The organism is Gemmatimonadales bacterium, assembly GCA_036279355.1.
In the GTDB taxonomy this organism is placed as follows: Bacteria; Gemmatimonadota; Gemmatimonadetes; order Gemmatimonadales; family GWC2-71-9; genus DASQPE01.
Genome location: DASUJH010000007.1, coordinates 105,095 through 127,734 on the forward strand (window position 1 = coordinate 105,095; position 22,640 = coordinate 127,734).

Here is a 22,640-nt window from a genome sequence, read left to right on the forward strand (position 1 = left end):
GTTACCGCACGATGGTGCCCAGCACCAGGACGGCGCCCAGGACGAAGAGGACCGCGTAGAAGCCGAGCTGGCCGTTCTGCAGGCGGCTCCCGAGCCAGCCGAGGCTGCGCGAGACCTGCACCGCACCGGTGACGCCGAGGCCGTCCACCAGCGCCTGGTCCACCGTGCGCCAGAGCACCCACCTGGAGAACCAGACCGTGGGCCGTACGATGAGCGCCCGGTAGATCTCGTCCACGTAGTACTTGTGGTAGAGCACGCGCGCAAACCCGACGTCCGGCGGCGCCTCGCGGGCCGGGAGGATGCGGATGCCGCGGGTGCGGACGTATCCGGCAATGAGCCCGAGCACGCCGACCACTACCGCGGTGGCGACCAGCAGGGACTCGGCGTGGCCGGCGGGCAGCGGGAGGGGGCGGATGCGGAGCGCGGCGCCCGTCACGGGCTCGAGCCAGTGCTCCAGCCGCTCTCCACCGCCCAGGAACGCCGGCACGTCGATGAACCCCCCCACGAGGCTCAGCACGCCCAAGATGACGAGCGGCCCCGTCATGATCGGCGGCGCCTCGTGCAGATTGGTCCGTTCGGCCGCGCCGGTCCGGTTCTCGCCGGCAAAGGTCATCGTCATGAGCCGCGCCATGTAGAACGCGGTCAGGAGCGCGGCGGCGAGACCGAGCACGTAGAACAGGTACCAGACCGGCTGCTCCGCGCCCCGGGCAAAGGCGGCCGACAGGATGGCGTCCTTCGAGAAGAAGCCCGAGAACGGCGGAATCCCCGCGATGGCGAGCGTGGCGACGAGCATGAGGCCCGCGGTGGCCGGCAGATAGCGCGCGAGCCCGCCCATGTTGCGCATGTCCTGCGCGTCCTCGTGCGAGTGCGTCGCATGATACGCGTGGTGCATCGCGTGGATCACGCTCCCCGCGCCGAGAAAGAGGAGCGCCTTGAAGAAGGCGTGGGTCACGAGATGAAAGATTCCCGCCGTGTACGCCCCCGCGCCCACGGCGAGGAACATGTAGCCGAGCTGCGAGACGGTGGAGTAGGCCAGCACCTTTTTGATGTCGTACTGCCGGAGCGCGATCGTCGCCGCAAAGAGCGCGGTGACCGCCCCGATGCCGGCGGTCACCATGCTCGCCGCGGGCGAGAGCGCAAAGAGCACACCCGCGCGGGTCACGAGATACACGCCCGCCGTCACCATCGTGGCCGCGTGGATCAGCGCCGAGACCGGCGTGGGGCCCGCCATCGCGTCGGGCAGCCAGACATAGAGCGGGATCTGCGCCGACTTGCCCGCGCAGCCAAGCAGCAGGAACAGGCAGATCAGGGTGGCCATCCGCGTATGGAGCACGCCGGGCGCCTTCGCCAGCATCGGCGCAAAGTCGAGCGATCCCACGGTGTGCCAGAGCAGGAACATCGCGATCAGGAACCCGAAATCGCCGATCCGGTTCACCAGGAACGCCTTCTTCCCCGCGTCGGCATTGGCCTGGTCGGTGAACCAGAAGCCGATCAACAGGTAGGAGCAGAGCCCGACGCCCTCCCACCCAATGAAGAGCACCGGCATGCTCGACCCCAGCACCAGCAGCAGCATGAACACGACGAACAAATTGAGATACGCGAAGAAACGCGCGTAGCCCGGGTCCTCGCGCATGTAGCCCACGCTGAAGAGGTGGATGAGGCTCCCGACGCCGGTCACGATGAGCAGCATGACGGTCGAGAGCTGGTCCACCTGCAACGCCAGCTCGATCTGGAGCGACCCCACGTCGAGCCAGCGCCAGATTGACACGAGGTAGGGCCACTCGGGGGGCGCCGCACGCAGCTGGGCAAAGACCGCTGCGGCCACGGCGAAGGCGGCCAGCAGCACCCCCGGGCCGATGACCGAGACGAGCCGCATGGCGCCGGCTCCCGGCGCGCGTCCCCGCGCCTCCGCCCGCGCGCCCGCGATGGCGATCAAGCCGTTCGCGAGAAAGCCCGCGAGCGGGAGCGCCACCGTCAGCCACACGAGGCTCACGGCGCCATGGGGCGCAAGGGTGCCGGCAATGGCGAGCGAATCCTGCATCGCGGGTATCGTCAGCCGTGCAGCAGGTTGATGTTCTGCAAATCGATGGACTGGCCGTGCCGGAACACCGCCAGGATGATCGCGAGCCCCACGGCCGCCTCAGCGGCGGCCACCGTCATGACGAAGAACACGATCACGTAGCCGGCCACGCCGTAGAGCTGGGCAAGGGCGACGAACGCGAGGTTTACGGCGTTGAGCATGAGCTCGACGCACATGAAGAGCACGATGGCGTTGCGGCGGAGCAGCACGCCCGCCACGCCCAGGCTGAACAGAATCGCCGACAGCACCAGCGCCGGTCCGAGGAGCATCAGGCCCTCCGCTTGGCGAGCACGACGGCCCCCACGATCGCCACGAGCAGCAGGAGCGACGTGATCTCGAAGGGGATGAGATAGGTCCCGAAGAGCGGCGCCGCGATTCCGCCCACCACCCCGTGCGCCGCCGCCAGGCGCTCCGCCTCCGCGCCGCCGGAGAGGCTCGCGCGCGCCGTCATGAAGCCGGCCGCCCGGGTCACTTCGGCCGTCACTCGGGCGGGCGTGTAGGCCGCGAGACCGGCCCAGAGCTCGACTGCGAGCAGGCCCACCACCACGATCGTGGCGGCGAGGGCAGAGGGGCCGCGCGAGTCCGGGCCGGTCACCTGGCCCAGGTTGAGCAGCATGATGATGAACAGGAAGAGCACCATGATGGCGCCCGCGTACACCAGGATCTGGATGAGCCCGATGAACTGCGCGCTCAGGAGCACGAAGATGGCGCCGAGCGAGAGCATCACCTGCACCAGCCAGATGAGCGCCGATACGGGACTCCGCTGGAGAATGCACATCGCGGCCGACGCCACCGCGATCGCCGCGAAGACGTAGAAGACGACCTGCATCATCTATTCACCCTTCGGATCGGTCGGGTCCCAAAGCGTGGAGACCGGGTGGGTCTGCGAGGAGAGCCGCTCCAGGTCGTATACGAACCGGTCGCGGCCGTACTCGGCGTTCTCGTAGTGCACGCCCACGTGGATCGCCTCCTCGGGGCAGACCTCCTGGCAGTAGCCGCAGAAGACGCAGCGGAACTCGTCGATCTCGTAGATCAGCGGGTAACGATTGCCGTGCTCGTCTTCGCCCGGCACCAGTTTGATGCAGTTGGCCGGGCAGATCTGGGGACAGAGCCCGCAGGCCACGCACTTGGAGCGGCCCTGCTCGTCGGTCAGCATCCGGTGGGTGCCGCGCCAGCGCGGCGAGAGCGCCCAGGAGCCCATGCCGTGGGCCGCGTCGGTGCTCTTCTCCTCCGGATACTGCATCGTGACCCTCTTCTCGAACATGTGCTTGAACGTGAGCGCCATTCCCTTGAGGGTGGCGCGCACGTAGCTCACCTCGCGCTCGGGACGCTTGAGCACCTTGACCCCGATGGCCATCAGGGCCGGGCCTCCCCGCCGGCCCGGGCCGCCTGCCCGGCGACGGCGAGCGCCCGGGCGCGGGCGCGCCGATCCGACCCGGCGAGCAGGAACCCGCGGTCGAGTCCCACGAACATCAGGAGCCCGAGCCCGAGGCTCACGACGGTGAGCACGATCGCCGTGGCCAGCGCGCTCGGGTGGGCGATCGCGCGCTCCGCCAGATACAGGGCGATGCAGACCACCATGATGTACGCCAGCGCGAGCGGCGTCAGCAGCTTCCAGCCGAGCGCCATGAGCTGGTCGTAGCGGAAGCGCGGCAATGTCCAGCGGATCCACATGACGAAGAAGATCCAGAACATCAGCTTGAGGAAAAACACGAACCCGGTGATGACGGTGGCCAGTACGCTGCCGTGCTCGTCCCAGTGTATGAACGGAATATCCCAGCCGCCGAAAAAGATCGTCGTCACCATGGCCGCGACGGTCACCACGTTGGCGTACTCGGCGATGAAGAACATGGAGAACTTCATCGCGCTGTACTCGGTGTGGTAGCCCGCGATCAGCTCCGACTCCGCCTCCGGCAGGTCGAACGGCAGTCGGTTGGTTTCGGCGAAGCCCGACACGAGGAAGACGAAGAAGGAGAGAAAGAGCGGCAGCACGTACCAGAGCGACTCCTGCTGCGCCGCGATGATCCGCGAGAACGAGACGTCGCCGGCGAGCAGCAGCACCGGAATGAGGCTCAGGCCGAGGGCCACCTCGTAGGAGATGAGCTGGGCGCTCGCGCGGAGCCCGCCGAGCAGACTGTACTTGCTGTTCGACGCCCAGCCCGCGAGCGCGATGCCGTACACGCCGAGCGAGCCGACGGCGAGTACGAAGAGAAAACCCACCGGCAGGTCCGCCACCACCATCGGCATCGCGCCATGGTGCGCGATGCGGCCCAGGATCGGCACGGTGATGTCAAAGTCGAGCGGCAGCGGCGCCGCGAACGGGATTACGGCCGAGAGCAGGAGCGCCGGGATGAACGCGAGCGCCGGCGCCAGCATGAAGAGCACCGGGCTCGCCTCGGACGGAAAGGTCTCCTCCTTGAGGATGTTCTTGAGGCCGTCGGCGGCGGGCTGCAAGAGTCCGCCGGGGCCCACCCGGTTCGGTCCCATCCGGTTCTGCATCCAGGCGGAAACCTTGCGCTCCATCAGCGTGAGCAGCGCCACGCCCACCATGACGACGGTGAAGACGAAGAGCATCTTGACGATGCTCAAGATCAGAAAAGCCTTCATCTCCGGCGTCACCGCGCCGCCTCCGCACGACCGGCGAGCACGCGCCCCGTAAAGCCGAGGTCATCGCGAGTGATGCCGGCAAACACAGGCCAGCTCTCGCCCACGAGAACGAATGCCTCGTCGGCCGTGGACGGCGCCGAGGCATCAGGCCCCGGACCCGCCAGCACTTCGCCCGCGATCCACCAGGCGGGCCGCGCCATGCCCGGCTGTGCCTTGGCCTGATCGAAGCGCTGCGCGCGGCCATCGCGGTTCACGTAGGTGCCGTTCTCCTCGACCATGTTCGTGACCGGCAGCACGAGGTCCGCGGTCTGAAGCGCGTCGCCCGCCACGGTGCCCAGGAGCACCAGGGCGCCCGGAATGCCGGCCAGCGCCGCCAGGTCGTCGGGCGCGAGCGCGGCGTCGAGCACGATCACCACCGAGGCGCCGATGGCCGCGCGGAGCGCGCTCTGCCAGTCGCTGCCGTAACCCAGCAGCTCGGCGCCGACCAGGTTGGGCGCGCGCTCGCGGCGGAGTGCCAGGTCCGGGATGCCGGCCAGCGGCGCCTCCTCACCGAGCGGAACCTGCACCGCCGCCGTCACGCTTCGCCCCGCCACCAGACGGCGCACGAGCCCGAGCGACTCGACCGACGCGCGGCCACTCGCGAGGATCACCGCCGGGCCTGACGCGTCCTCGAGCAAGCGGCCGAACCGATCGAGCGCCGTGTCCCAGTCCACCGCGACGTGGCGTTCGCCCTGGCGGCTGCTCTCGCGCACGAGCGGCGCCTCGATCCGGTCGCCCCGGTTCATCCAGCGGTAGTCCATCCGGCCATGATCGCACATGAAGTGGCGGTTCACCTCGAGGTTGGGGCGCGGCCGGAGCCGCACCACCACGCCGTCGCGCGTGTCCACGGTCATGTTGCACCCCTGGGTGCAGCCGGGGCAGACGCTCGCGGTCTTGTCCAGCTCCCAGGCGCGCGCCTTGTGCAGGAAATCCTTCGAGAGGAGCGAGCCCACGGGGCAGAGGTCCACCACGTTGCCGGCCCAGGGATGCTCGAGCGGCTGGCCGGGCGCGATCCCGATGTAGGCCCGGTCGCCGCGCTCGGAGACGTTGAGCACCGGGTCTTCGGCGACGCTCTCCATGAACCGAACGCAGCGGGTGCAGAGGATGCAGCGGTTGGGGACGTACAAGATGTCCGGCCCGAACGACTCCACCGGGTTGTAGCGCTTGGCGTACTCGGCGTACCGGGTGCCGGCGCGGCCCTCCTGAAAGACGTAGTCCTGCAGCTCGCACTCGCCGGCCTGGTCGCAGATGGGGCAGTCGAGCGGGTGATTGATGAGCAGCAACTCGAGCACGCCCTGGCGCGCCTCCCTGGCCCGCTCGCTCTCGACGTGCACCACCTGCCCTTCCGTCACCGCCGTGACGCACGCCGGCATCAGTTTGGGCGCCTTCTCCACCTCGACCAGGCACATGCGGCATACCGCGGGCGACGGCAACGACGGGTGATAGCAGTAGTGCGGCACGAGCACGCCGGCGCGCTTGGCGGCCTCGATAATGGTCGTGCCCTTGGGCACCGCGACCGGCATCCCTTCGATCGTGACGTGGACCAGCTCGTCGGTCATGCGGAGACCCTAGACGGCCGCGAGCGCCGGCTGCCGCGCCCGCGCGATGTAGGCCTCGAACTCGCCGCGGAACTTCTGGATGCCGCTCACCACCGGCGCGGCGCACGAGTCGCTCAGCACGCAGATCGTCTTGCCGGTCATGTTCTCCGAGAGGTCGAGCAGAAGCTGCAGGTCGTCGTCCTTGCCCTGGCCGGCGAGGATGCGCTCGAGAACCTTGGTGGTCCACGCCGTGCCCTCTCGGCATTGGGTACATTGGGCGCACGACTCGTGGGCGTAGAAGCGCGCGAGGCGCCAGATCTGGTACACCATGTCGGCCGAATCGTCCATCACGATCATTCCGCCGGAGCCGAGCATCGAGCCCTTGGCCACGACGCCCTCGTAGTCCATGATGCAGTCCTCGGCCTCGGCCGCCGTCATGATCGGCACGGAGGAGCCGCCCGGGATCACCGCCTTCAACGTCCGGCCTTCCGGCACGCCGCCGCACATGTCGAGCAGCGCCTTCATCGGCGTGCCCATCGTGATCTCGTAGTTGCCCGGCCGCCGCACGTGACCGCACACGGAGATCAGCTTGGTCCCCGTGCTCTTGGGATTGCCGAGGCAGAGGGACTTGTACCACGCGCCGCCGCGCACGAGGATGTGCGGCACCGCGGCGAGCGTCTCCACGTTGTTGATCGTGGTGGGCATGCCGAACGCGCCGGCCTGCGCGGGATAAGGCGGCTTGATCCGCGGGTTGCCCCGCTTTCCCTCGAGCGAGTTGAGCATCGCGGTCTCTTCGCCGCAGATATACGCACCCGCGCCCCGGTGCAGCACCATCTCGATGCGATGGCCGCTCCCGAAGACGTCGTCGCCGAGCGCGCCGTTGGCACGGGCCTCGGCCACCGCGGCCGCCATTACCCGGAGCGGCTCGGTGAACTCGCCGCGGATGTAGATGTAGCAGCGCTCCGCGCCGATGGCATACGCGGCGATGGCGCAGCCCTCGATCAGCGCGTGCGGCGTCCACCGCATGATCTCGCGGTCCTTGAACGTGCCCGGCTCCGATTCGTCGGCGTTGCACACGAGGAAATGCGGGCGACCATCCGCCTTGGGCATGAGCGACCACTTGAGGCCGGTCGGGAATCCGGCGCCGCCGCGGCCGCGGAGCCCCGAGCCCTTCACCTCCTCGACGATTGCCTCGGGCGCCATCCCGAGCGCTTTGCGCAGGCCCTCGTATCCGCCGCGCGCCACCCAGCCCGCGTAGGTGCGCGCGTCGGCGTCGCCGAAATACTTCGAGAGAATGACCGTCTCCCGGGGATCACTCGGGTGGGGAAAACCCATCAGGCGTACCTCCGCACGATCTCCGGCACCCGCTCCGGCGTCACGCTCTCGATGAAGTCGTCGTCCACCATGATCGGCGTGGGGAAGCCGCAGGCGCCGAGGCACTCCACCTCGATCACGGTGAAGCGCCCGTCGGGGCTGGTGGCACCAAGCTCGCCGCAGCCGGTCGCCTCGAGCAGCGCATCGCGGGCAGCCTCGGCACCGCAGAGCCCGCAAGGCGACGTGGTGCACACCTGGACGAAATGCCGGCCGACGGGATGGGTGTGGTACATCGTGTAGAAGGTGACGACGCCCTTCACATACGCCGGGGTGAGGTCGAGCACATCCGCCACCTCGCCCACCGCCTCCTCGCTGATCCAGCCGCGCGCTTCCTGCACCATCCAGAGCGCCGGCAGGAGGCACGCCGCCTTGGTGGGATAGAGGGCAAGGAGCTGGTCCAGCCGCGCCCGCGCCTCGCCGGTGAAGACCGGCTCGTAGGGGGCCACGCCCGCGCCGGTCTCCGCCGACACCGCACCGGAATGCCGCCCGGACACCCGGGCGCCGTGCTGGCTCATCGATCCACCTCTCCCATGACGATGTCAACGCTCGCGTTGATCGCGATCACGTCGGACAGGAGCGCGCCCGCGCAGAGTCTGGGCAGGCACGACAGGTTGATGAATGACGGCGGGCGGATGCGCCAACGGACCGGCTTGGCGGTGCCGTCCGAGACAAAGTAGTAGCCCAGCTCGCCCTTCGGATTTTCGATCCCCATGTACGCTTCGCCGACCGGCGGCTTCACCCCCTCCATCACCTGCTTGAAGTGGTAGATCATCGCCTCCATGTCGCTCATTGCACGGCTCTTGGGGGGCAGGATCACGCGGGGGTCGTCCACGTTGAGCGGCGCGCCCTTGAGCCGCTCGAGCCGATCGAGCGCCTGCTCCAGAAGGCGGGTGGCCTGCCACATCTCCTCGAGCCGCACCCGGTAGCGGTCGTAAATGTCGCCGTGCTCGCCGATGGCGACGTCGAAGTCGTAGGTCTCGTAGTCGAGGTACGGCCGGTCCTTCCGCACGTCGTAGGGGACGCCGCTCGCACGGAGCATCGGCCCCGAGAGCGAATAGTTGATCGCATCGTCCGCCGAGATGACACCCACGCCCTGGGTGCGGCCGCACCAGATGGCGTTTCGGGTGAACATGGTGTCCACCTCGGTCAACGTGCTCGGAAACGTGCGGCAGAACTCGCGCAGTCCGTCGGTCCAGCCGTCGGGCACGTCGGCCATCATGCCGCCGACGCGGGTCACGCTGGTGGTGAGCCGAGCCCCGGTCCAAGCCTCCTGCAGGTTGTAGATGCGCTCCCGCTCCTGGAACGACCAGAGGAACGGGGTGAACGCGCCCAGATCGATGCCCGTGGTGCCGAGCCAGACGAGGTGCGAAATGATCCGGCTCATCTCGCAGGCGATGACGCGGAGCACCCGGCACCGCTCGGTCACCTCGATCCCCATGAGCTTCTCCGCCGCGAGCGCCAGGCAGACGTTGTTCGCCATCGGGCTCAGATAATCGGTGCGGTCGGTGAGCGGGATGATCTGATTGTAGTGCCGGTACTCCCCGAGCTTCTCGAAGCCCGAGTGGAGATAGCCGATGTGCGGAATGACCCGCAGCACCGTCTCGCCCTCGAGCTCGATCACGAGCCGCAGCACGCCGTGGGTCGCCGGGTGCTGCGGCCCGATGTTCACCAGCATGTGCTCGGCGCCGAAGTTCTCGTCGAAGTGCCCCGGCGCGCGATGCTCGTTCGTCTTTCGGCCACCCACGCCCAGGGGGAGCTGCACGGTGCGGCCGTCGGCGTCGAGGCCGGGGGTGCTGAGCGCGTACTCGACGGTGCGGAGGCGGTTGCTCATCGCAGATACCCCCGCTCACCGCGTTGCAGGCGCTCGCGCATGTCGCGCGGCAGCTCGTGGAACGCCTCGGCGATCGACAGCTCCTCGAGCGAATAGTGGGCCTCGGGATTCGAGGCGAGCGCCTGTCGGGTCTGCTCGGCGCGGCTCATGTGGCCCCGCAGCGGAAAATCCTTCCGGAGCGGGTAGCCCTCAGCGTAGGTCTCCCACATGAGGATGCGGCGGAGATCGGGGTGGCCCGCAAAGACGACCCCGAACATGTCGTACACTTCGCGCTCCAGCCAATCCGCTCCGCGCCAGAGATCGTAGACCGAGCGGACCTCGAGCGGCGCGCGCTTGTCGAGCGCCACCTTCACTCGGAGGTCCGCGCGGCGCTCGAGCGCACGGAGCTGGTACACCACCTCGAGCGGGCGCTCGGGGTCGCGATAGTCCACGGCGGTCACGTCGGTGAGGTAGTCGAAGCGCTGGCCCGGCGTGTCGCGGAGCCACGCGAGAATGTCGTGCGCACGCTCGCGCGAGACGTACACGATCGTGTCGCCGCAGGAGACGAGCGCCCGCTCGACCGCATCGCCGAACGCCTCGTGCAGCGCGGGGACGCTCGGCTGGAGGGTGCCGGACGCGACCGCGCTCACCCGCCCGACCTCGTCTGCTGCACCGAGTTGCCGAATGGCTCCGACAGCTCGTCCACCCGCTCGGGCGGCAGGAAAAGTCCCGATGGACCCACCAGCCGCTCCTCGCGCAGCGTGTCGTCGGTGAAGCTCTCGCCTCTGATCTTCTTCTGCAGGAGCGTGATCCCGTAAATGAGCCCCTCGGGGCGCGGCGGACAGCCGGGCACGTACACGTCCACCGGGATGATGGTGTCGATCCCCTGCACCATCGCGTAATTATCGAAGATGCCTCCCGACGACGCGCAGGCGCCCATCGAGATCGACCACTTGGGCTGGGGCATCTGGTCCCAGACCCGGCGAATCACCGGCGCCAGCTTGAACGGCAGCCGCCCCGCGCAGATCAGCACGTCGGCCTGGCGGGGCGAGAAGCTCATCCGCTCCATTCCGAAGCGCGCGATGTCGAAGCGGGCCGCGGCCGTGGCCATGAACTCGATGGCGCAGCAGGCGGTGCCGAACGGCATCGGCCATAGGGAATTCGAGCGGGCCCAGTTGCTGAGAAAGTCGAGCGTCGTCGTCACGTAGTTGGGCGAGACGGCGGAGAGCTCGGCCTGGCCGTTCGGCGCGTGACCGCCTGGCGCCACGCCGCCCGGCGGGACGGTCAGTCCCACTGGAGTGCCCCCCGCTTCCAGATGTAGACGTAGCCCACCGCGAGGATCGCCATGAAGACGAGCATATCGACGATCACGATGCCCGGGTCGAGCCCGAACCCGCCGTGGCTCGCGCCGAAGAACGCCACGGCCCAGGGCACCAGGAAGATGACCTCGATGTCGAAGATGATGAACAGCATCGCGATGAGGTAGAACTTCACCGAAAAGCGCTCGCGCGCGTCGCCCAGCGGCGGCATGCCCGATTCGTAAGGAGCGATCTTCGTGGGAGTACGCCGGTAGGTGGAGAGGACGTGCGAGACCGCCAGCATCATGATCGCGTTGCCGACGACGAAGGCGATCAGGAGCAAAATCGGAATGTAGGGGAGCAGCATAGGCAGCTCGTGAAAGTTTTCACGTGACGGTAAAGGAAAAGGTAAGCGGGCCGCTGGTGCACTTCAACCCTGGGTGGGAGGGTGATAATATTGGCGGCACGCGGGGTTAGGCAGCGCCCTTACCGCCTCCTCTATACGCCGATCATCTCCATGTCCATCAAGTCCGATAAGTGGATCCGCCGGATGGCAGTTGAACACGGGATGATCGAGCCTTTCGTCCAAGGTCAGGTTCGCCAGTGTGACGAACAAGGCAGAAAAGTCATCTCTTACGGCGTCTCCTCCTACGGCTACGACATGCGGGTGGCGCCGGAGTTCAAGATCTTCACCAACGTCCTGTCCGCCGTCGTTGACCCCAAGGCGTTCGACTCGCGCAGCTTCGTCGAGTTCGAGGGCGACGTGTGCATCGTGCCGCCCAACAGCTTCGCCCTCGCCCGCTCGGTCGAATATTTCCGGATTCCGCGCAACGTGCTCACCATCTGCGTGGGCAAGTCCACCTACGCGCGCTGCGGCATCATCACCAACGTCACGCCGTTCGAGCCCGAGTGGGAGGGCTATGTCACCCTCGAGATCAGCAACACGACGCCGCTACCCGCGCGCGTCTACGCCAACGAGGGCATTTGCCAGGTGCTCTTCTTCGAGGCGGACGACGACGACATCTGCGAGCGCAGCTACCGCGACAAGCAGGGTAAGTACCAGGGACAGATCGGCGTCACGCTGCCCAAGCTCTGACCACCCCACTCACCGGCTGTGTGACATGATCCGCCTGCACCTCGCGCCGCTCCTCCTCGGCGCCGTTCTCCTGGCCGCCTCGGGGGCGCCGAGCGAAGCGCAGCAGCCGGCGCCCGGCATCCGCGCTCCCGTCGCCGACACCGGCATCTTCAGCCCTCTCGATCTCCCGGCCGGCAACGAGTTCCGCACCGCGTCGGGGCTTCCCGGCCCCCGATACTGGCAGCAACGCGCCGATTACACCATCCGCGCCACGCTCGATACGGCGGCCAAGCGCATCACCGGCAGCGAGCGCATCCGCTACACCAACAACTCGCCCGATACGCTCCGCTTCGTCTGGATGCAGCTCGACCAGAACCTCTTCCGCCCCGGCAGCACCGGCTCGCTCCTCTTTCCGCCCGACACTCGCTTCAGCGCCCGGAACTTCCCCGGCGGGTTCGATCTGACACGGGTGGCGCAGGTTTCCAGGGGCACGATCAAGGCGGCGCGGCGCGGCGCCGCCCGCCCGGCCGACTCCGCCGGCGCCGAGCTCTCCACCCGGGTGGACGGCACCATGATGTACATGGCGCTCGCGGCGCCGCTCCCGCCCAAGGGCGTCACCACCTTTGCGATCGACTACGCCTTCAACGTCCCCGAGCACGGGGCCGACCGGATGGGCCGGGACGGCAGCCTCTACGAGATTGCGCAGTGGTATCCGCGGATGGCCGTGTACGACGACGTGCACGGCTGGAACACCCTGCCCTACCTCGGCCAGGGCGAGTTCTACCTCGAGTACGGCGACTTCGACTACTGGGTGACGCTGCCCGCCGGCTACATCATGGCCGGCACCGGCACGCTGCAGAACGCGGCCCAGGTGCTGACGCCGGCCGAACGCCGGCGCCTGACGCTCGCCGCGGGGTCTGACACGACGCTGCACATCGTCACCGAAGACGAGATCAGATCCGGCGCTGCGCGGCCGACCCGGAGCGGCACCCAGACCTGGCACTTCCACGCGGGAAGCGTGCGCGACGTCGCGTGGGCCGCGTCACCCGAATATCTCTGGGACGCGTCCGGGTGGGACGGCATCGTGACGCAGGCGTACTATCGCCCCTCGGCGCGCGCCACCTGGTTCGAGGCGGCCCGGATGACGCGGTTCTCCATCCGGGAGTACAGCACCCGGTGGTTCCACTATCCCTACCCGCAGATGACCTCCGTCGAGGGACCGGTCACCGGCATGGAGTACCCGATGCTGGCAATGGACGAAGCGGGCGACACGCGCGAGGAGCTCTACTCGGTGGCCACCCACGAAATCGGCCACATGTGGTACCCGATGGTGGTGGGCTCCGACGAGCGGCGCTATGCGTGGATGGACGAGGGGTTCAACACGTTCATCAATACGTTTTCCGAAGAGGACTACTTCCAGCGGAACGACGCCGAGCGAAGGCGGGCGGAAACCGCACGGGTGCTGGAGCTCGACCAGGGCGCCACGCCGCAGCCCATCATGACGGCCGCCAACCGGTACCTCAACAACGACAATCTCGGCAGCCTCGCGTACATAAAGCCGTCGATCGTGCTCCTGGCGCTCCGGAACCAGGTGCTGGGCCCAACGCCGTTCGACGCGGCGTTCCGCGAGTACACCCGCCGGTGGGCGTTCAAGCATCCGCAGCCCGCCGATTTCTTCAATACAATAGAGAACGTGTCGGGCGAGAACCTCGCTTGGTTCTGGCGTAGTTGGTTCTATACCACCGACGCGCTGGACCAGGCGGTGACCAACGTGGTGCAACGCGCCGACTCGGACGGCGGCACCGTGGCGCGCATCACGCTCAGCAATAACGGCGCGGCGGTCATGCCGGTGGACTTGCAGCTCACGCTCGCCGACAGCAGCACCGAGCTCGTCAAGCTGCCGGTCGAGATCTGGTTCGAGGGGGATACATACCTCGCCACGGTAGAGACGCCAAAGCCGATCGTCGCCGCGCGCGTCAACGCCGACGGCCGCATGCCCGACGTGGCGCCGGCCAACGACGAATGGCATGCGCCCGTGGTCGCAGGTCCGACGCCCGCGCCGCCAGCCCGATAGTGTTTGACCCCCGCCATGCATCAGTCCGTTCGGATGGCTGGGGACCCGGCGGGCGCTTCCACAACCAACGCTCAACGGTGAGACAGCCATGGCTCTGCGCATCCCGCGGCACCTGATCTTCCTCGCGGTCGGCGTGATGCTCGCCTCGTGTGGCGGCAGCGATTCGGGGCCCACGGGACCGGCCACGGCCAGCATCTCGCTGGCGCCGGCGACCGTTGCATTCGGCGCCGTCCAGGGCGGTGCGGCGCCGGCCGCGCAGACGGTTGCGGTGACGAACGGCGGCACCGGGTCGCTCGAGGGGCTCTCGGTCGGTGCAATCACGTATAGTGCCGGTGCCTCGGGCTGGCTCGGGGCGAGCCTCAGCAGCGCGAGCGGCCCCGCCACCCTCACTCTCGCCGCCAAGCCTGCCGGTCTCGCGAGCGGCAGCTACACCGCCTCGGTCCCGCTCTCGTCATCCCGCGCCACCAATAGCCCGCAGAAGATTTCGGTCTCGCTGCTCGTGCTCCCCGACAACAAGGCGACCTCGCTCGCGGCGGGGCAGTCGGCCGTGTTCCTCGGCTCACCGGCCTTCAGCACGCAGCTCGCGGTGCCGGCCGGGTCGCGGTATCTGGTCGCCGTGGTAAACACCGATCCGTCGAGCTCCGCCACCGCCGACTTTACCCTCCAAGGCGCGCTTACCGGCGGCTCCGCCGGCACCACCACGCGCGTGACGGCGCTGGCGCGCGGTGCCGCGCCCGCTCCGAGCGCCGCGGCGCCGCGCGGTGCGGCACCCGGCTATGCGATGAGCGCGGGTGACGCGCGCGCGATCGCGTACCTGCGGCGCCTCGCGCCGGCCCACGACGCAATGCTCGCGCGCAATCGGCAGATCTACGCCCGCTGGGGCGGTGCGCGCGGCGCGAGGCGGGCAGCCGAGGCGCGGAGCGCGCGGCTGTCACCGGTCGCCGCGTCGATCGCGCAAACGGTCGGCACCGTGAACAAGGTCTACGTGGCAAAATCACTCAGTGAAGGGTGCGCGGATGTGGATTCGATCGGGGCCAGGACCGTGGCGGTGGGCCAGCACGTCATCGTGCTTGCCGACACCAACCGGACCACGTGGCCGGATACCGAACGCCCCGATTCGGCCTTTTACCAGACATTCGCCGACGAATATGACCAGATCACCTGGCCGCATCTCCTCACCTACATCGGCGATCCGCTGGCGGACGACGGCAATCTGTCGGGCGTCGGGAAGGTGACGGTGACGCTGACACCCGTCCTCAACAACTTGGGCGGCGGTGTCTTGGCGTTCGTGAGCTCGTGCGACTTCTTCCCCACAGAAGTGAGCGCCCAAGACACCAACTTCAGCAACTTCACCGAGATGTTCTACTCGCTGGTGCCGGCGTCCAACGGCCTGAGCGTCACGACCTGGGAAAAGGCGCTGCGGAGCACGGCGGCGCACGAGAGCAAGCACATCGTCTCGTTCGCCGACCGGATCATCAACAACAGCCCGGTGCTCGAGGAGATCTGGCTGGAGGAAGGCCTGGCCCAGATCTCATCGGAGATCTGGATGCGGAACTTCAATCAGGCGAAGTGGAAGGCTCACGCCAATTTCGACCAGACGGTCGTCTGCGAGCTCAACTTCGGCATCGGCGCCCCGTGCAACTCGCAGAATACCAATCCGCTCACGCTGATGATCGCGCATCTGCCGTTCACCTTCGAGTACCTGAACACCGAGAGCACCAAGCATACCGAAGGGCTGGGTGTGGACACGCCCTCGAACTACGGCGCCGGCTGGGCCTTTGCCCGCTGGGTCATCGACCAGTACGCGGGCGACGAGCCCACGCTGATCAAGGGACTCATCAACGAGCCATCGCTGAGCGGCCTGCCCAACCTGAGCAGCCACACCGGACAGCCTGCGCCGTTGCTGCTCATGTACTGGAATCTCGCGAGTGCCATCTTCGAAAAGCCTGCGTTCACCGCAGCGGATCCGCGGGTCACGATTCCGAGCTTCGATTTTGCCAATATCTACGAGACGGGGCAGACCGGTGTGACGTGCAATGGCCAGCCGTGCGGACTCTTCACCCAATCCGGTACGCCGACATTTCCGGTGCAGCCGATTGCCATCTCGCCCGGTGCGATCAGCCAGCAGGTGACCGGCGTTCCCGGCACGTCCGCCGCGTACTTCCTGCTCTCCGCGACTGCCGACGGGACCGAGGCGCTGCAGCTCGCGAGCGGCGCCGGTGACGCTATCTCGCCACAGAGTGCGTTCCGCGTCGGCATCCTGAGGGTAGAGTGATGCGCCCCGTTGCGGTGGTGGGCCGCGCGCTGGCCGCCGCGGCGTTCGGGCTGGGCGGGGCCATCCTGGTCGCGGCGGCCTGTCATCGCACCGGCGGCAATTCGCCCGGCGCGCAGCCCGATGCGGCGGCGGCCGACACCATCACCGGTCAGGTGCGGCTGGTCGGCGTCAGCGGCAAGCCGCGGGTGACGCTCGTGCCCGACAGCGGCGGCTCGGCCATGACACTGACCGGTGCGCCCGCGCTCGAGCGTGTGAACGGCCTCAGCGTGGCGGCGGTGGGCCGCGCGGTGCCCGGCGCGGAGCCGCGCAAGTTCCAGGTGCGTGAGTTCACCGTCGTCGCCGCCAACGGACTCGCCGCGACCGATGGCCGCCTGGCCGCCGGCGGCGACACGCTCTACCTCGTCACGGCGGACGGCACGCGCCACCCGCTGGTGAACCCCTCGCCCAACCTCTGGGCGCACGTCGGGAGCCGGGTTTGGGTGTCCGGGCCGATCAATCAGGAGCCCGTGGCCTACGGGATCATCGAATAGCCGGCGATGCGATCTGCCTCACAGCGCGCCGAGGGCCGCCGCAAGACCTTCGCCATCCATGGGCACCGATAACCCGCTGGCCAGCTATCTGAACGACCACCTGGCAGGCTCCGTGGCGGCCATCGAGCTGCTCGAGCACCTGACCAAGCATGCCGGGGGCCCGACGGAGCGGGACTTCTTTGCCGGTCTCCGCGCCGACATTGCGAGCGACCAGGAGGTGCTGAAGGAGATCCTGAACCGGGTGGGCGGCTCGGAGAGTGAGTTGCGGAAGGCCGGGGCCTGGATCTCCGAAAAGGCCAGCCGGTTGAAGCTGCGCCTCGAGGACGGCGCCGGACTCTCACGCCTCGAGGCGCTGGAGACGCTCGCGCTCGGGATCACCGGCAAGATGGGGCTCTGGCGGGTGCTCTCGATGCTGAGCGACCGGCGCCCCGAGCTTGTGGGCGTGGACTACGCCCGGCTCGAGCAGTTCGCGGAGCGGCAGCACGCCGACGTGGAGGCGCGGCGGCTCGAGGCGGCGCAGGCGGCGTTCTGACGCGCGGCGGCTACGATGCCGCGGTGCCGTTGACCGCCGGGCCGCGGAGCGTCGCCCGCAGGTAGTCGCCGTTCATCCGCGCGATCGCGGCGATACTGATCTCCTTGGGGCACGCCTCCTGGCACTCCCCGTAGAGGCTGCACCCGCCAAAGCCTTCCGCATCCATCTGCCGCACCATCGCCCGCGCCCGGCGGTTGCGCTCGGGCTGGCCCTGCGGCAGCAGGCCCAGGTGAGTGATCTTGGCTCCGGTAAACAGGGACGCCGACCCGTTGGGGCACGCGGCCACGCACGCGCCGCAGCCGATGCACTGCGCCACGTCCATCGCCGCCTCGACGTCGTCCTTGGGGATGGGGATCGCGTTGCCGTCCGGCGCGGCGCCCGTGCGCTCCGAGACGAACCCACCCGCGGCGATGATGCGGTCGAAGGCACTGCGGTTCACCACGAGATCTTTCACCACCGGGAACGCCCGCGCGCGCCACGGCTCGACATGAATCACCGCGCCGTCGGGAAAGCTCCGCATGTGAAGCTGGCAGGTCGCCGTTCCCTTCATCGGCCCATGCGCCACGCCGTTGATCATCATGCCGCAGGACCCGCAGATGCCCTCGCGGCAATCGTGGTCGAACGCCACCGGCATCTCGCCCCGCGCGATCAGATCCTCGTTCAGCGCGTCGAGCATTTCGAGGAACGACATGTCGGGGCTCACGTCCCGCATTGCGTACTCGACCATTTTGCCCGGCGCGTCGGGGCCCGCCTGACGCCAGATATGCAGCGTGAGGTTCACTTGTAGCTCCGCGTCGCCAGGTGCACGTACTCGAAGTCGAGCGGTTCCTTGAGGAGGCACGGCTCCTGCCCCTCGCCGCGCCAGCTCCACGCGGCCACGTAGGCAAAGTGCTCGTCGTCGCGCAGCGCCTCGCCGTCAGGGGTCTGGTATTCCTCGCGGAAATGCACGCCGCACGACTCGTCGCGGTGGAGCGCGTCGCGACACATGAGCTCGCCGAGCTCGAAGAAGTCGGCCACGCGCGCCGCTTTCTCCAGCCCCTGGTTGAGCTCGGCGCCGCTCCCCGGCACCGTCACGTTCTGCCAGAACTCCTCCCGGAGCGCGGGGATACTTGCGAGCGCGCGTGAAAGGCCTTCCGCGTCGCGGGCCATGCCGCAGTCGTCCCAGAGCAGCTTGCCCAACTCGCGATGGAACGCGTCTACCGTGCGGCGCCCCTTCACGCCCAGGAGCCGCGTCGTGCGCTGCTCCACTGCTTCCATGGCGCCGCGTGCCTCGGCGTGGCCGGCCGTCACCGGTGCGGGCCGGGCGCTCGCGATGTAGTTGCTCACGGTGGCGGGCACGATGAAGTACCCGTCGGCCAGCCCCTGCATGAGCGCGCTCGCGCCGAGCCGGTTGGCGCCGTGATCCGAGAAGTTCGCCTCGCCGATCACGAAGAGCCCCGGGATCGTGCTCATCAGGTTGTAGTCCACCCAGAGCCCGCCCATCGTGTAGTGGACCGCGGGGTAGATCCGCATCGGCACGACGTAGGGATTCTCGTCGGTGATCCGCTGGTACATCTCGAACAGGTTGCCATAGCGCTCGCGGATCGGCTGCTCGCCCAATCGCTTGATCGCGTCGGCGAAGTCGAGATAGACGCCGAGGCCGTAGGGGCCGACGCCGCGGCCCTCGTCGCACACCTGCTTGGCCGCGCGCGAGGCGATGTCGCGCGGCGCGAGGTTGCCGAAGCTCGGATAGCGGCGCTCGAGGTAGTAGTCGCGCTCATTCTCGGGGATCTGATCGGGCGTACGGGTGTCGCCCTGGCGCTTGGGCACCCAGACCCGCCCGTCGTTCCGGAGCGACTCGCTCATCAGCGTGAGCTTGGACTGGTAGTGCCCGCTCACCGGAATGCAGGTCGGGTGGATCTGGGTGTAGCACGGGTTGGCGAATGCGGCGCCCCGCTTGTGGGCCCGCCAGATGGCGGTGGCGTTGGACCCCTTGGCATTGGTGGAGAGATAGAACGCGTTGCCGTAGCCGCCGGTGCCGAGTACGACGGCGTCGCCCAGGTGCACGTCCAGCGCTCCGGTCACGAGGTCGCGGGTGACGATGCCGCGCGCTCGACCGTCGATGACCACGAGGTCGAGCATCTCGGTGCGGGGATACATCGTGATGCCGCCCGCCGCGATCTGCTTCTCCAGCGCCTGATACGCGCCGAGCAGCAGCTGCTGGCCGGTCTGGCCGCGGGCGTAGAAGGTGCGCGACACCTGCGCACCACCGAACGATCGATTGGCCAGCAGCCCACCGTACTCCCGTGCAAAGGGCACGCCCTGCGCCACGCATTGGTCGATGATGTTGACGCTGATCTGCGCCAGCCGGTACACGTTGGCCTCGCGCGAGCGGAAATCGCCGCCCTTCACGGTGTCGTAGAAGAGGCGGAAGATGCTGTCGCCGTCGTTCTGGTAGTTCTTGGCGGCGTTGATTCCGCCCTGTGCCGCGATGCTGTGCGCGCGCCGTGGCGAGTCCTGGAAGCAGAAGCACTTTACGCGGTACCCCAGCTCGCTCAGCGTCGCGGCGGCCGAGGCACCCGCGAGCCCGCTCCCGACCACGAGCACGGTGTGTTTCCGCTTGTTGGCGGGGTTCACCAGCTTCATCTCGAAGCGGTGCCTGTCCCACTTCTGCTCGATGGGGCCGGAGGGAATTGCGGAATCGAGTGTCATGGACGTAGCCGCCGCCGTCATCGCGGGCCGCCGATCCAGCCGAAGAACACCGCGATCGGAATGATCGTGAAGCCGAGCCAGATGAACACCGCCAGCACCACCGCCACGGGCCGGCGGAACGTATTCGGCTCGGCCGGCGCTGCACCGAGCGAGCGGCCGCTGCTCCACACGCCGTGGTACAGATGCAGGCCCAGCGCCGCGAGCGCGATGAGGTAGAACACCACGACCACCGGGTTGTGGAATCCGGTGAGCACGTTCCGGTAGGGGTCGCCCTCGATGAAGCCGGGGAGAATCGTGCCGGTGGTGAACTGGAGCAGGTGGATGATGATGAAGATGAGGATGAGCACGCCACCCCAGCGGATGGTGCGCGAGGCGAACGTCGAGACCTGCGGCTCGCGCTGCACGTAGCCCACCGGGCGCGCCGCCTGCCGCCGCCGCGCGAGCTGGTATGCGGCCACGATGTGGAGCACCAGCGCCGCCATCAGGATGAGCCGCGGAACCCACAGCGCGAGCCCGGTGCTGTGCAGGAACGCGCTGTAGGCGTTGATGCGCGTGGGCCCGGAGAAGACCAGCAGGTTCGCCAGCACGTGGGTGATGAGGTAGGCGACCCAGATGAGGCCGGTCACCGCCATCACCGCCTTCTTCCCCACCGAGCTCTGCCAGAAGGCGAGCACGGGGCCCACCGCACGCCGGGGGAGCGGGACGCCGGCCGAGCCGGTGGCGGTCACGCGGCCTCCAGGGTGGCCTGCGTGCTCCGCACCGCCTCGGCCGATTTGAACAGCGCGGCGCGCTCCGCTTCGGTGAGCGTCACCTCGATCACCTGCTCCAGTCCGCGCCGGCCCAACTTGCAGGGCACGCCGCAGAAGACGTCGCGGAGCCCGTACTCGCCTTGCAGCCACGCCGCGCATGGAAGGATGCGCCGCTTGTCGAGTGCGATTGCTTCCACCATCTGCACCGCTGCGGCGCTCGGCGCGTAGTACGCCGAGCCGGTCTTGAGGAACGCCACGATTTCGGCGCCGCCGTTTCGCGTGCGGTCGACGATGGCGTCGAGCTTGGTCTTGGGGAGGAGCTGGCTGACGGGAATCCCCGAGACCGTGGTGTAGGAGACGAGCGGCACCATTGTGTCGCCGTGGCCACCGAGGACCATCGCCTGGATGTCCTCCACCGACACGTCGAGCGCCTCGGCCAGAAACATCCGGTAGCGTGCCGTGTCGAGCACGCCGGCCATGCCGATGACGCGCTCGCGCGGAAAGCCGGTGGCGCGCATGGCCACGTAGCACATCACGTCGAGCGGGTTCGAGACGACGATGACGATGCTGCTCGGCGCCACCCGCTTGATCTGCTCGGCCACGGAACGCACGATGCCGGCGTTGGTCTTGACCAGGTCGTCGCGGCTCATGCCCGGTTTGCGGGCAATGCCGGCGGTCACGATGAAGAGCTCGGCGCCCGCGGCGGCGTCATAGGTCTGACCGCCGGCGACGCGGGTGTCGAACCCCTCGATCGGCGCCGATTGCCACTGATCCAGCGCCTTGCCCTGCGGCACGCCCTCGATCACATCGATCATGACGACGGTGCGCGCGAGGGATTTTTCGGCCACGCGTTGCGCCGCGGTGGCCCCGACATTACCTGCCCCGACCACCGCGATCTTTTCGAGCATGGACTTCGACGGTGAGAGATTCTGAGAGTATAACGGGCACCCGGGAGCGTCGCCACCGCGCAGCGGACGCGGCTGTGCGCCGTTTGGCGCCGCGCATCAGTCGAGGTCGCGCGCTACGCGGAAGGCGACGCCGGTGCTGCGGTAATCATGGAGCGACTGGCCCGGCGGCGGGCCGAAGTTGCGGAACGCGGAGCGGATCTCCGCCGGCGGGTCGTTCCAGTCTCCGCCACGGGCTGCACGCAGAGAGCACGCGCGCTCTCCGTTGAGCACGGCCAGCTCGCCCGTAAGCTCGAGGGTGGTGTCCGTCTCGTACGCGGAGCCGTCGGTCGGAAGTCCGGCGTACGACGGCGCGAAACAGTCCTGCACGTATTGCAGGACGTTGCCGTTCATGTCATAGAGGCCGAACGCATTCGGCGGGAAGGCGCCCGCGGGAGAGGTGTGCAGCCACCGGTCACGCCCCGCCGCCAGCGGCCGGAAGCCCGAATCGGCACCGTAGTTCGCGTGGGCATGGCTCGCCGTGTCGCCCCACGGATAGCGGGTCGTGCTTCCCGCGCGCGCCGCGTACTCCCACTCGGCCTCGCTCGGCAGGCGATAGCGATGGCCGGTGCGCGCGCTCAACCAGCGCACGTAGTCCTGGGCGTCGTCCCATGTAACGCAAACCACGGGGTGCCGATCGTCCTGCGCGAAGCCGGGATCGCGCCAGGAGCCCGCGGAGTCCACCTGCCCGTCCGGAACGCGTCCGGTCCAGGCGCAGCCCCTCGGCGTGGCGCGGTGCGTCGCCGCGACGAACGCCGCCCACTCTCCGTGGGTCACATCGAGCTTCCCCAGGGCAAAGCCGCGCACGCTCACGCGGTGCTGCGGACCTTCCCGGAAGAATGGATCGGGCGATTCACCTGGGGCCGCGCCCATCGTGAAGCTTCCGGCCGGAATCCTCACCATGCGCGGACACCAGCCGGCGCCGGCGCAGTCGTCGAACTCTTCTCCCGCCCGCCGGCTCGCGTGGGGCAAGCAGGCGCCCACCATCATGAGCCCGATGAGCCCGAGCCAGCGCACGCCCCGG

General features: G+C 68.4%; 22 protein-coding genes. 5 read left to right on the forward strand and 17 right to left on the reverse strand.

Annotated elements, in window-relative coordinates:
* Position 1: 1 nt before the first annotated feature.
* From nuoL to VFW66_01985, 12 genes are read right to left on the reverse strand one after another with little or no spacing between them, the layout of a single operon-like run.
* The gene (gene nuoL / locus VFW66_01930) at positions 2 to 2,041 is read right to left on the reverse strand and encodes an NADH-quinone oxidoreductase subunit L (protein ID HEX5385438.1); all 2,040 of its coding nucleotides are present in this window, start codon (positions 2,039 to 2,041) and stop codon (positions 2 to 4) included.
* Positions 2,042 to 2,052: 11 nt separating this feature from the next.
* A complete protein-coding gene (nuoK, locus tag VFW66_01935; GenBank protein ID HEX5385439.1) occupies positions 2,053 to 2,349 on the reverse strand; it encodes an NADH-quinone oxidoreductase subunit NuoK in 297 nt (98 codons plus the stop codon).
* Positions 2,349 to 2,912, reverse strand: coding sequence for an NADH-quinone oxidoreductase subunit J (locus tag VFW66_01940; protein ID HEX5385440.1), 564 nt, complete (start codon positions 2,910 to 2,912; stop codon positions 2,349 to 2,351). Before VFW66_01940 ends, nuoK begins: the two co-directional genes overlap by 1 nt.
* Complete coding sequence (locus VFW66_01945) at positions 2,913 to 3,437, reverse strand: NADH-quinone oxidoreductase subunit I (protein HEX5385441.1); 525 nt, start codon at positions 3,435 to 3,437, stop codon at positions 2,913 to 2,915.
* Positions 3,437 to 4,699 carry an NADH-quinone oxidoreductase subunit NuoH gene (gene nuoH, locus VFW66_01950; protein HEX5385442.1) on the reverse strand — a complete coding sequence of 421 codons (1,263 nt, stop codon included), beginning with the start codon at positions 4,697 to 4,699 and terminating at the stop codon, positions 3,437 to 3,439. The genes VFW66_01945 and nuoH overlap by 1 nt, the downstream gene beginning before the upstream one ends.
* Entirely contained in the window at positions 4,696 to 6,285 is a 1,590-nt protein-coding gene (locus VFW66_01955) for a 2Fe-2S iron-sulfur cluster-binding protein (protein ID HEX5385443.1), read from the reverse strand. Before VFW66_01955 ends, nuoH begins: the two co-directional genes overlap by 4 nt.
* A 9-nt stretch (positions 6,286 to 6,294) precedes the next feature.
* On the reverse strand, positions 6,295 to 7,599 hold the full coding sequence (nuoF, locus tag VFW66_01960) for an NADH-quinone oxidoreductase subunit NuoF (GenBank protein HEX5385444.1): 1,305 nt from the start codon (positions 7,597 to 7,599) through the stop codon (positions 6,295 to 6,297).
* Entirely contained in the window at positions 7,599 to 8,153 is a 555-nt protein-coding gene (locus tag VFW66_01965; GenBank protein HEX5385445.1) for an NAD(P)H-dependent oxidoreductase subunit E, read from the reverse strand. The genes nuoF and VFW66_01965 overlap by 1 nt, the downstream gene beginning before the upstream one ends.
* The gene (gene nuoD / locus VFW66_01970) at positions 8,150 to 9,469 is read right to left on the reverse strand and encodes an NADH dehydrogenase (quinone) subunit D (protein ID HEX5385446.1); all 1,320 of its coding nucleotides are present in this window, start codon (positions 9,467 to 9,469) and stop codon (positions 8,150 to 8,152) included. The genes VFW66_01965 and nuoD overlap by 4 nt, the downstream gene beginning before the upstream one ends.
* The gene (locus tag VFW66_01975) at positions 9,466 to 10,098 is read right to left on the reverse strand and encodes an NADH-quinone oxidoreductase subunit C (protein HEX5385447.1); all 633 of its coding nucleotides are present in this window, start codon (positions 10,096 to 10,098) and stop codon (positions 9,466 to 9,468) included. Before VFW66_01975 ends, nuoD begins: the two co-directional genes overlap by 4 nt.
* Entirely contained in the window at positions 10,095 to 10,742 is a 648-nt protein-coding gene (gene nuoB, locus VFW66_01980; GenBank protein HEX5385448.1) for an NADH-quinone oxidoreductase subunit NuoB, read from the reverse strand. Before nuoB ends, VFW66_01975 begins: the two co-directional genes overlap by 4 nt.
* Positions 10,733 to 11,113: an NADH-quinone oxidoreductase subunit A gene (locus tag VFW66_01985; GenBank protein ID HEX5385449.1), complete on the reverse strand. Its 381-nt coding sequence runs from the start codon at positions 11,111 to 11,113 to the stop codon at positions 10,733 to 10,735. Before VFW66_01985 ends, nuoB begins: the two co-directional genes overlap by 10 nt.
* Before the next feature lie 150 nt (positions 11,114 to 11,263).
* On the opposite strand from VFW66_01985, the gene dcd reads away from it, so the two are divergent.
* The 5 genes from dcd to VFW66_02010 all read left to right on the forward strand — a co-directional run bounded on the left by dcd (position 11,264) and on the right by VFW66_02010 (position 17,232).
* Positions 11,264 to 11,842: a dCTP deaminase gene (dcd, locus tag VFW66_01990; GenBank protein ID HEX5385450.1), complete on the forward strand. Its 579-nt coding sequence runs from the start codon at positions 11,264 to 11,266 to the stop codon at positions 11,840 to 11,842.
* 25 nt (positions 11,843 to 11,867) lie between these two features.
* The gene (locus VFW66_01995; protein HEX5385451.1) at positions 11,868 to 13,895 is read left to right on the forward strand and encodes a M1 family metallopeptidase; all 2,028 of its coding nucleotides are present in this window, start codon (positions 11,868 to 11,870) and stop codon (positions 13,893 to 13,895) included.
* Between the two features lie 88 nt (positions 13,896 to 13,983).
* The gene (locus VFW66_02000; GenBank protein ID HEX5385452.1) at positions 13,984 to 16,170 is read left to right on the forward strand and encodes a hypothetical protein; all 2,187 of its coding nucleotides are present in this window, start codon (positions 13,984 to 13,986) and stop codon (positions 16,168 to 16,170) included.
* Entirely contained in the window at positions 16,170 to 16,700 is a 531-nt protein-coding gene (locus VFW66_02005) for a hypothetical protein (protein HEX5385453.1), read from the forward strand. Before VFW66_02000 ends, VFW66_02005 begins: the two co-directional genes overlap by 1 nt.
* 58 nt (positions 16,701 to 16,758) lie before the next feature.
* A complete protein-coding gene (locus VFW66_02010; GenBank protein ID HEX5385454.1) occupies positions 16,759 to 17,232 on the forward strand; it encodes a hypothetical protein in 474 nt (157 codons plus the stop codon).
* Between the two features lie 10 nt (positions 17,233 to 17,242).
* On the opposite strand, the gene VFW66_02015 is transcribed toward VFW66_02010, so the two are convergent.
* From VFW66_02015 to VFW66_02035, 5 genes are all read right to left on the reverse strand, one after another.
* Positions 17,243 to 18,013, reverse strand: coding sequence for a succinate dehydrogenase/fumarate reductase iron-sulfur subunit (locus tag VFW66_02015; GenBank protein HEX5385455.1), 771 nt, complete (start codon positions 18,011 to 18,013; stop codon positions 17,243 to 17,245).
* Positions 18,010 to 19,923 (reverse strand): fumarate reductase/succinate dehydrogenase flavoprotein subunit, encoded by a 1,914-nt coding sequence (locus tag VFW66_02020; protein HEX5385456.1) that lies wholly within the window; start codon positions 19,921 to 19,923, stop codon positions 18,010 to 18,012. Before VFW66_02020 ends, VFW66_02015 begins: the two co-directional genes overlap by 4 nt.
* A gap of 17 nt (positions 19,924 to 19,940) precedes the next feature.
* Complete coding sequence (locus tag VFW66_02025; GenBank protein ID HEX5385457.1) at positions 19,941 to 20,651, reverse strand: succinate dehydrogenase cytochrome b subunit; 711 nt, start codon at positions 20,649 to 20,651, stop codon at positions 19,941 to 19,943.
* A complete protein-coding gene (gene mdh / locus VFW66_02030) occupies positions 20,648 to 21,580 on the reverse strand; it encodes a malate dehydrogenase (protein HEX5385458.1) in 933 nt (310 codons plus the stop codon). The genes VFW66_02025 and mdh overlap by 4 nt, the downstream gene beginning before the upstream one ends.
* Before the next feature lie 96 nt (positions 21,581 to 21,676).
* Positions 21,677 to 22,633, reverse strand: coding sequence for a formylglycine-generating enzyme family protein (locus tag VFW66_02035; GenBank protein ID HEX5385459.1), 957 nt, complete (start codon positions 22,631 to 22,633; stop codon positions 21,677 to 21,679).
* Positions 22,634 to 22,640: the final 7 nt, after the last annotated feature.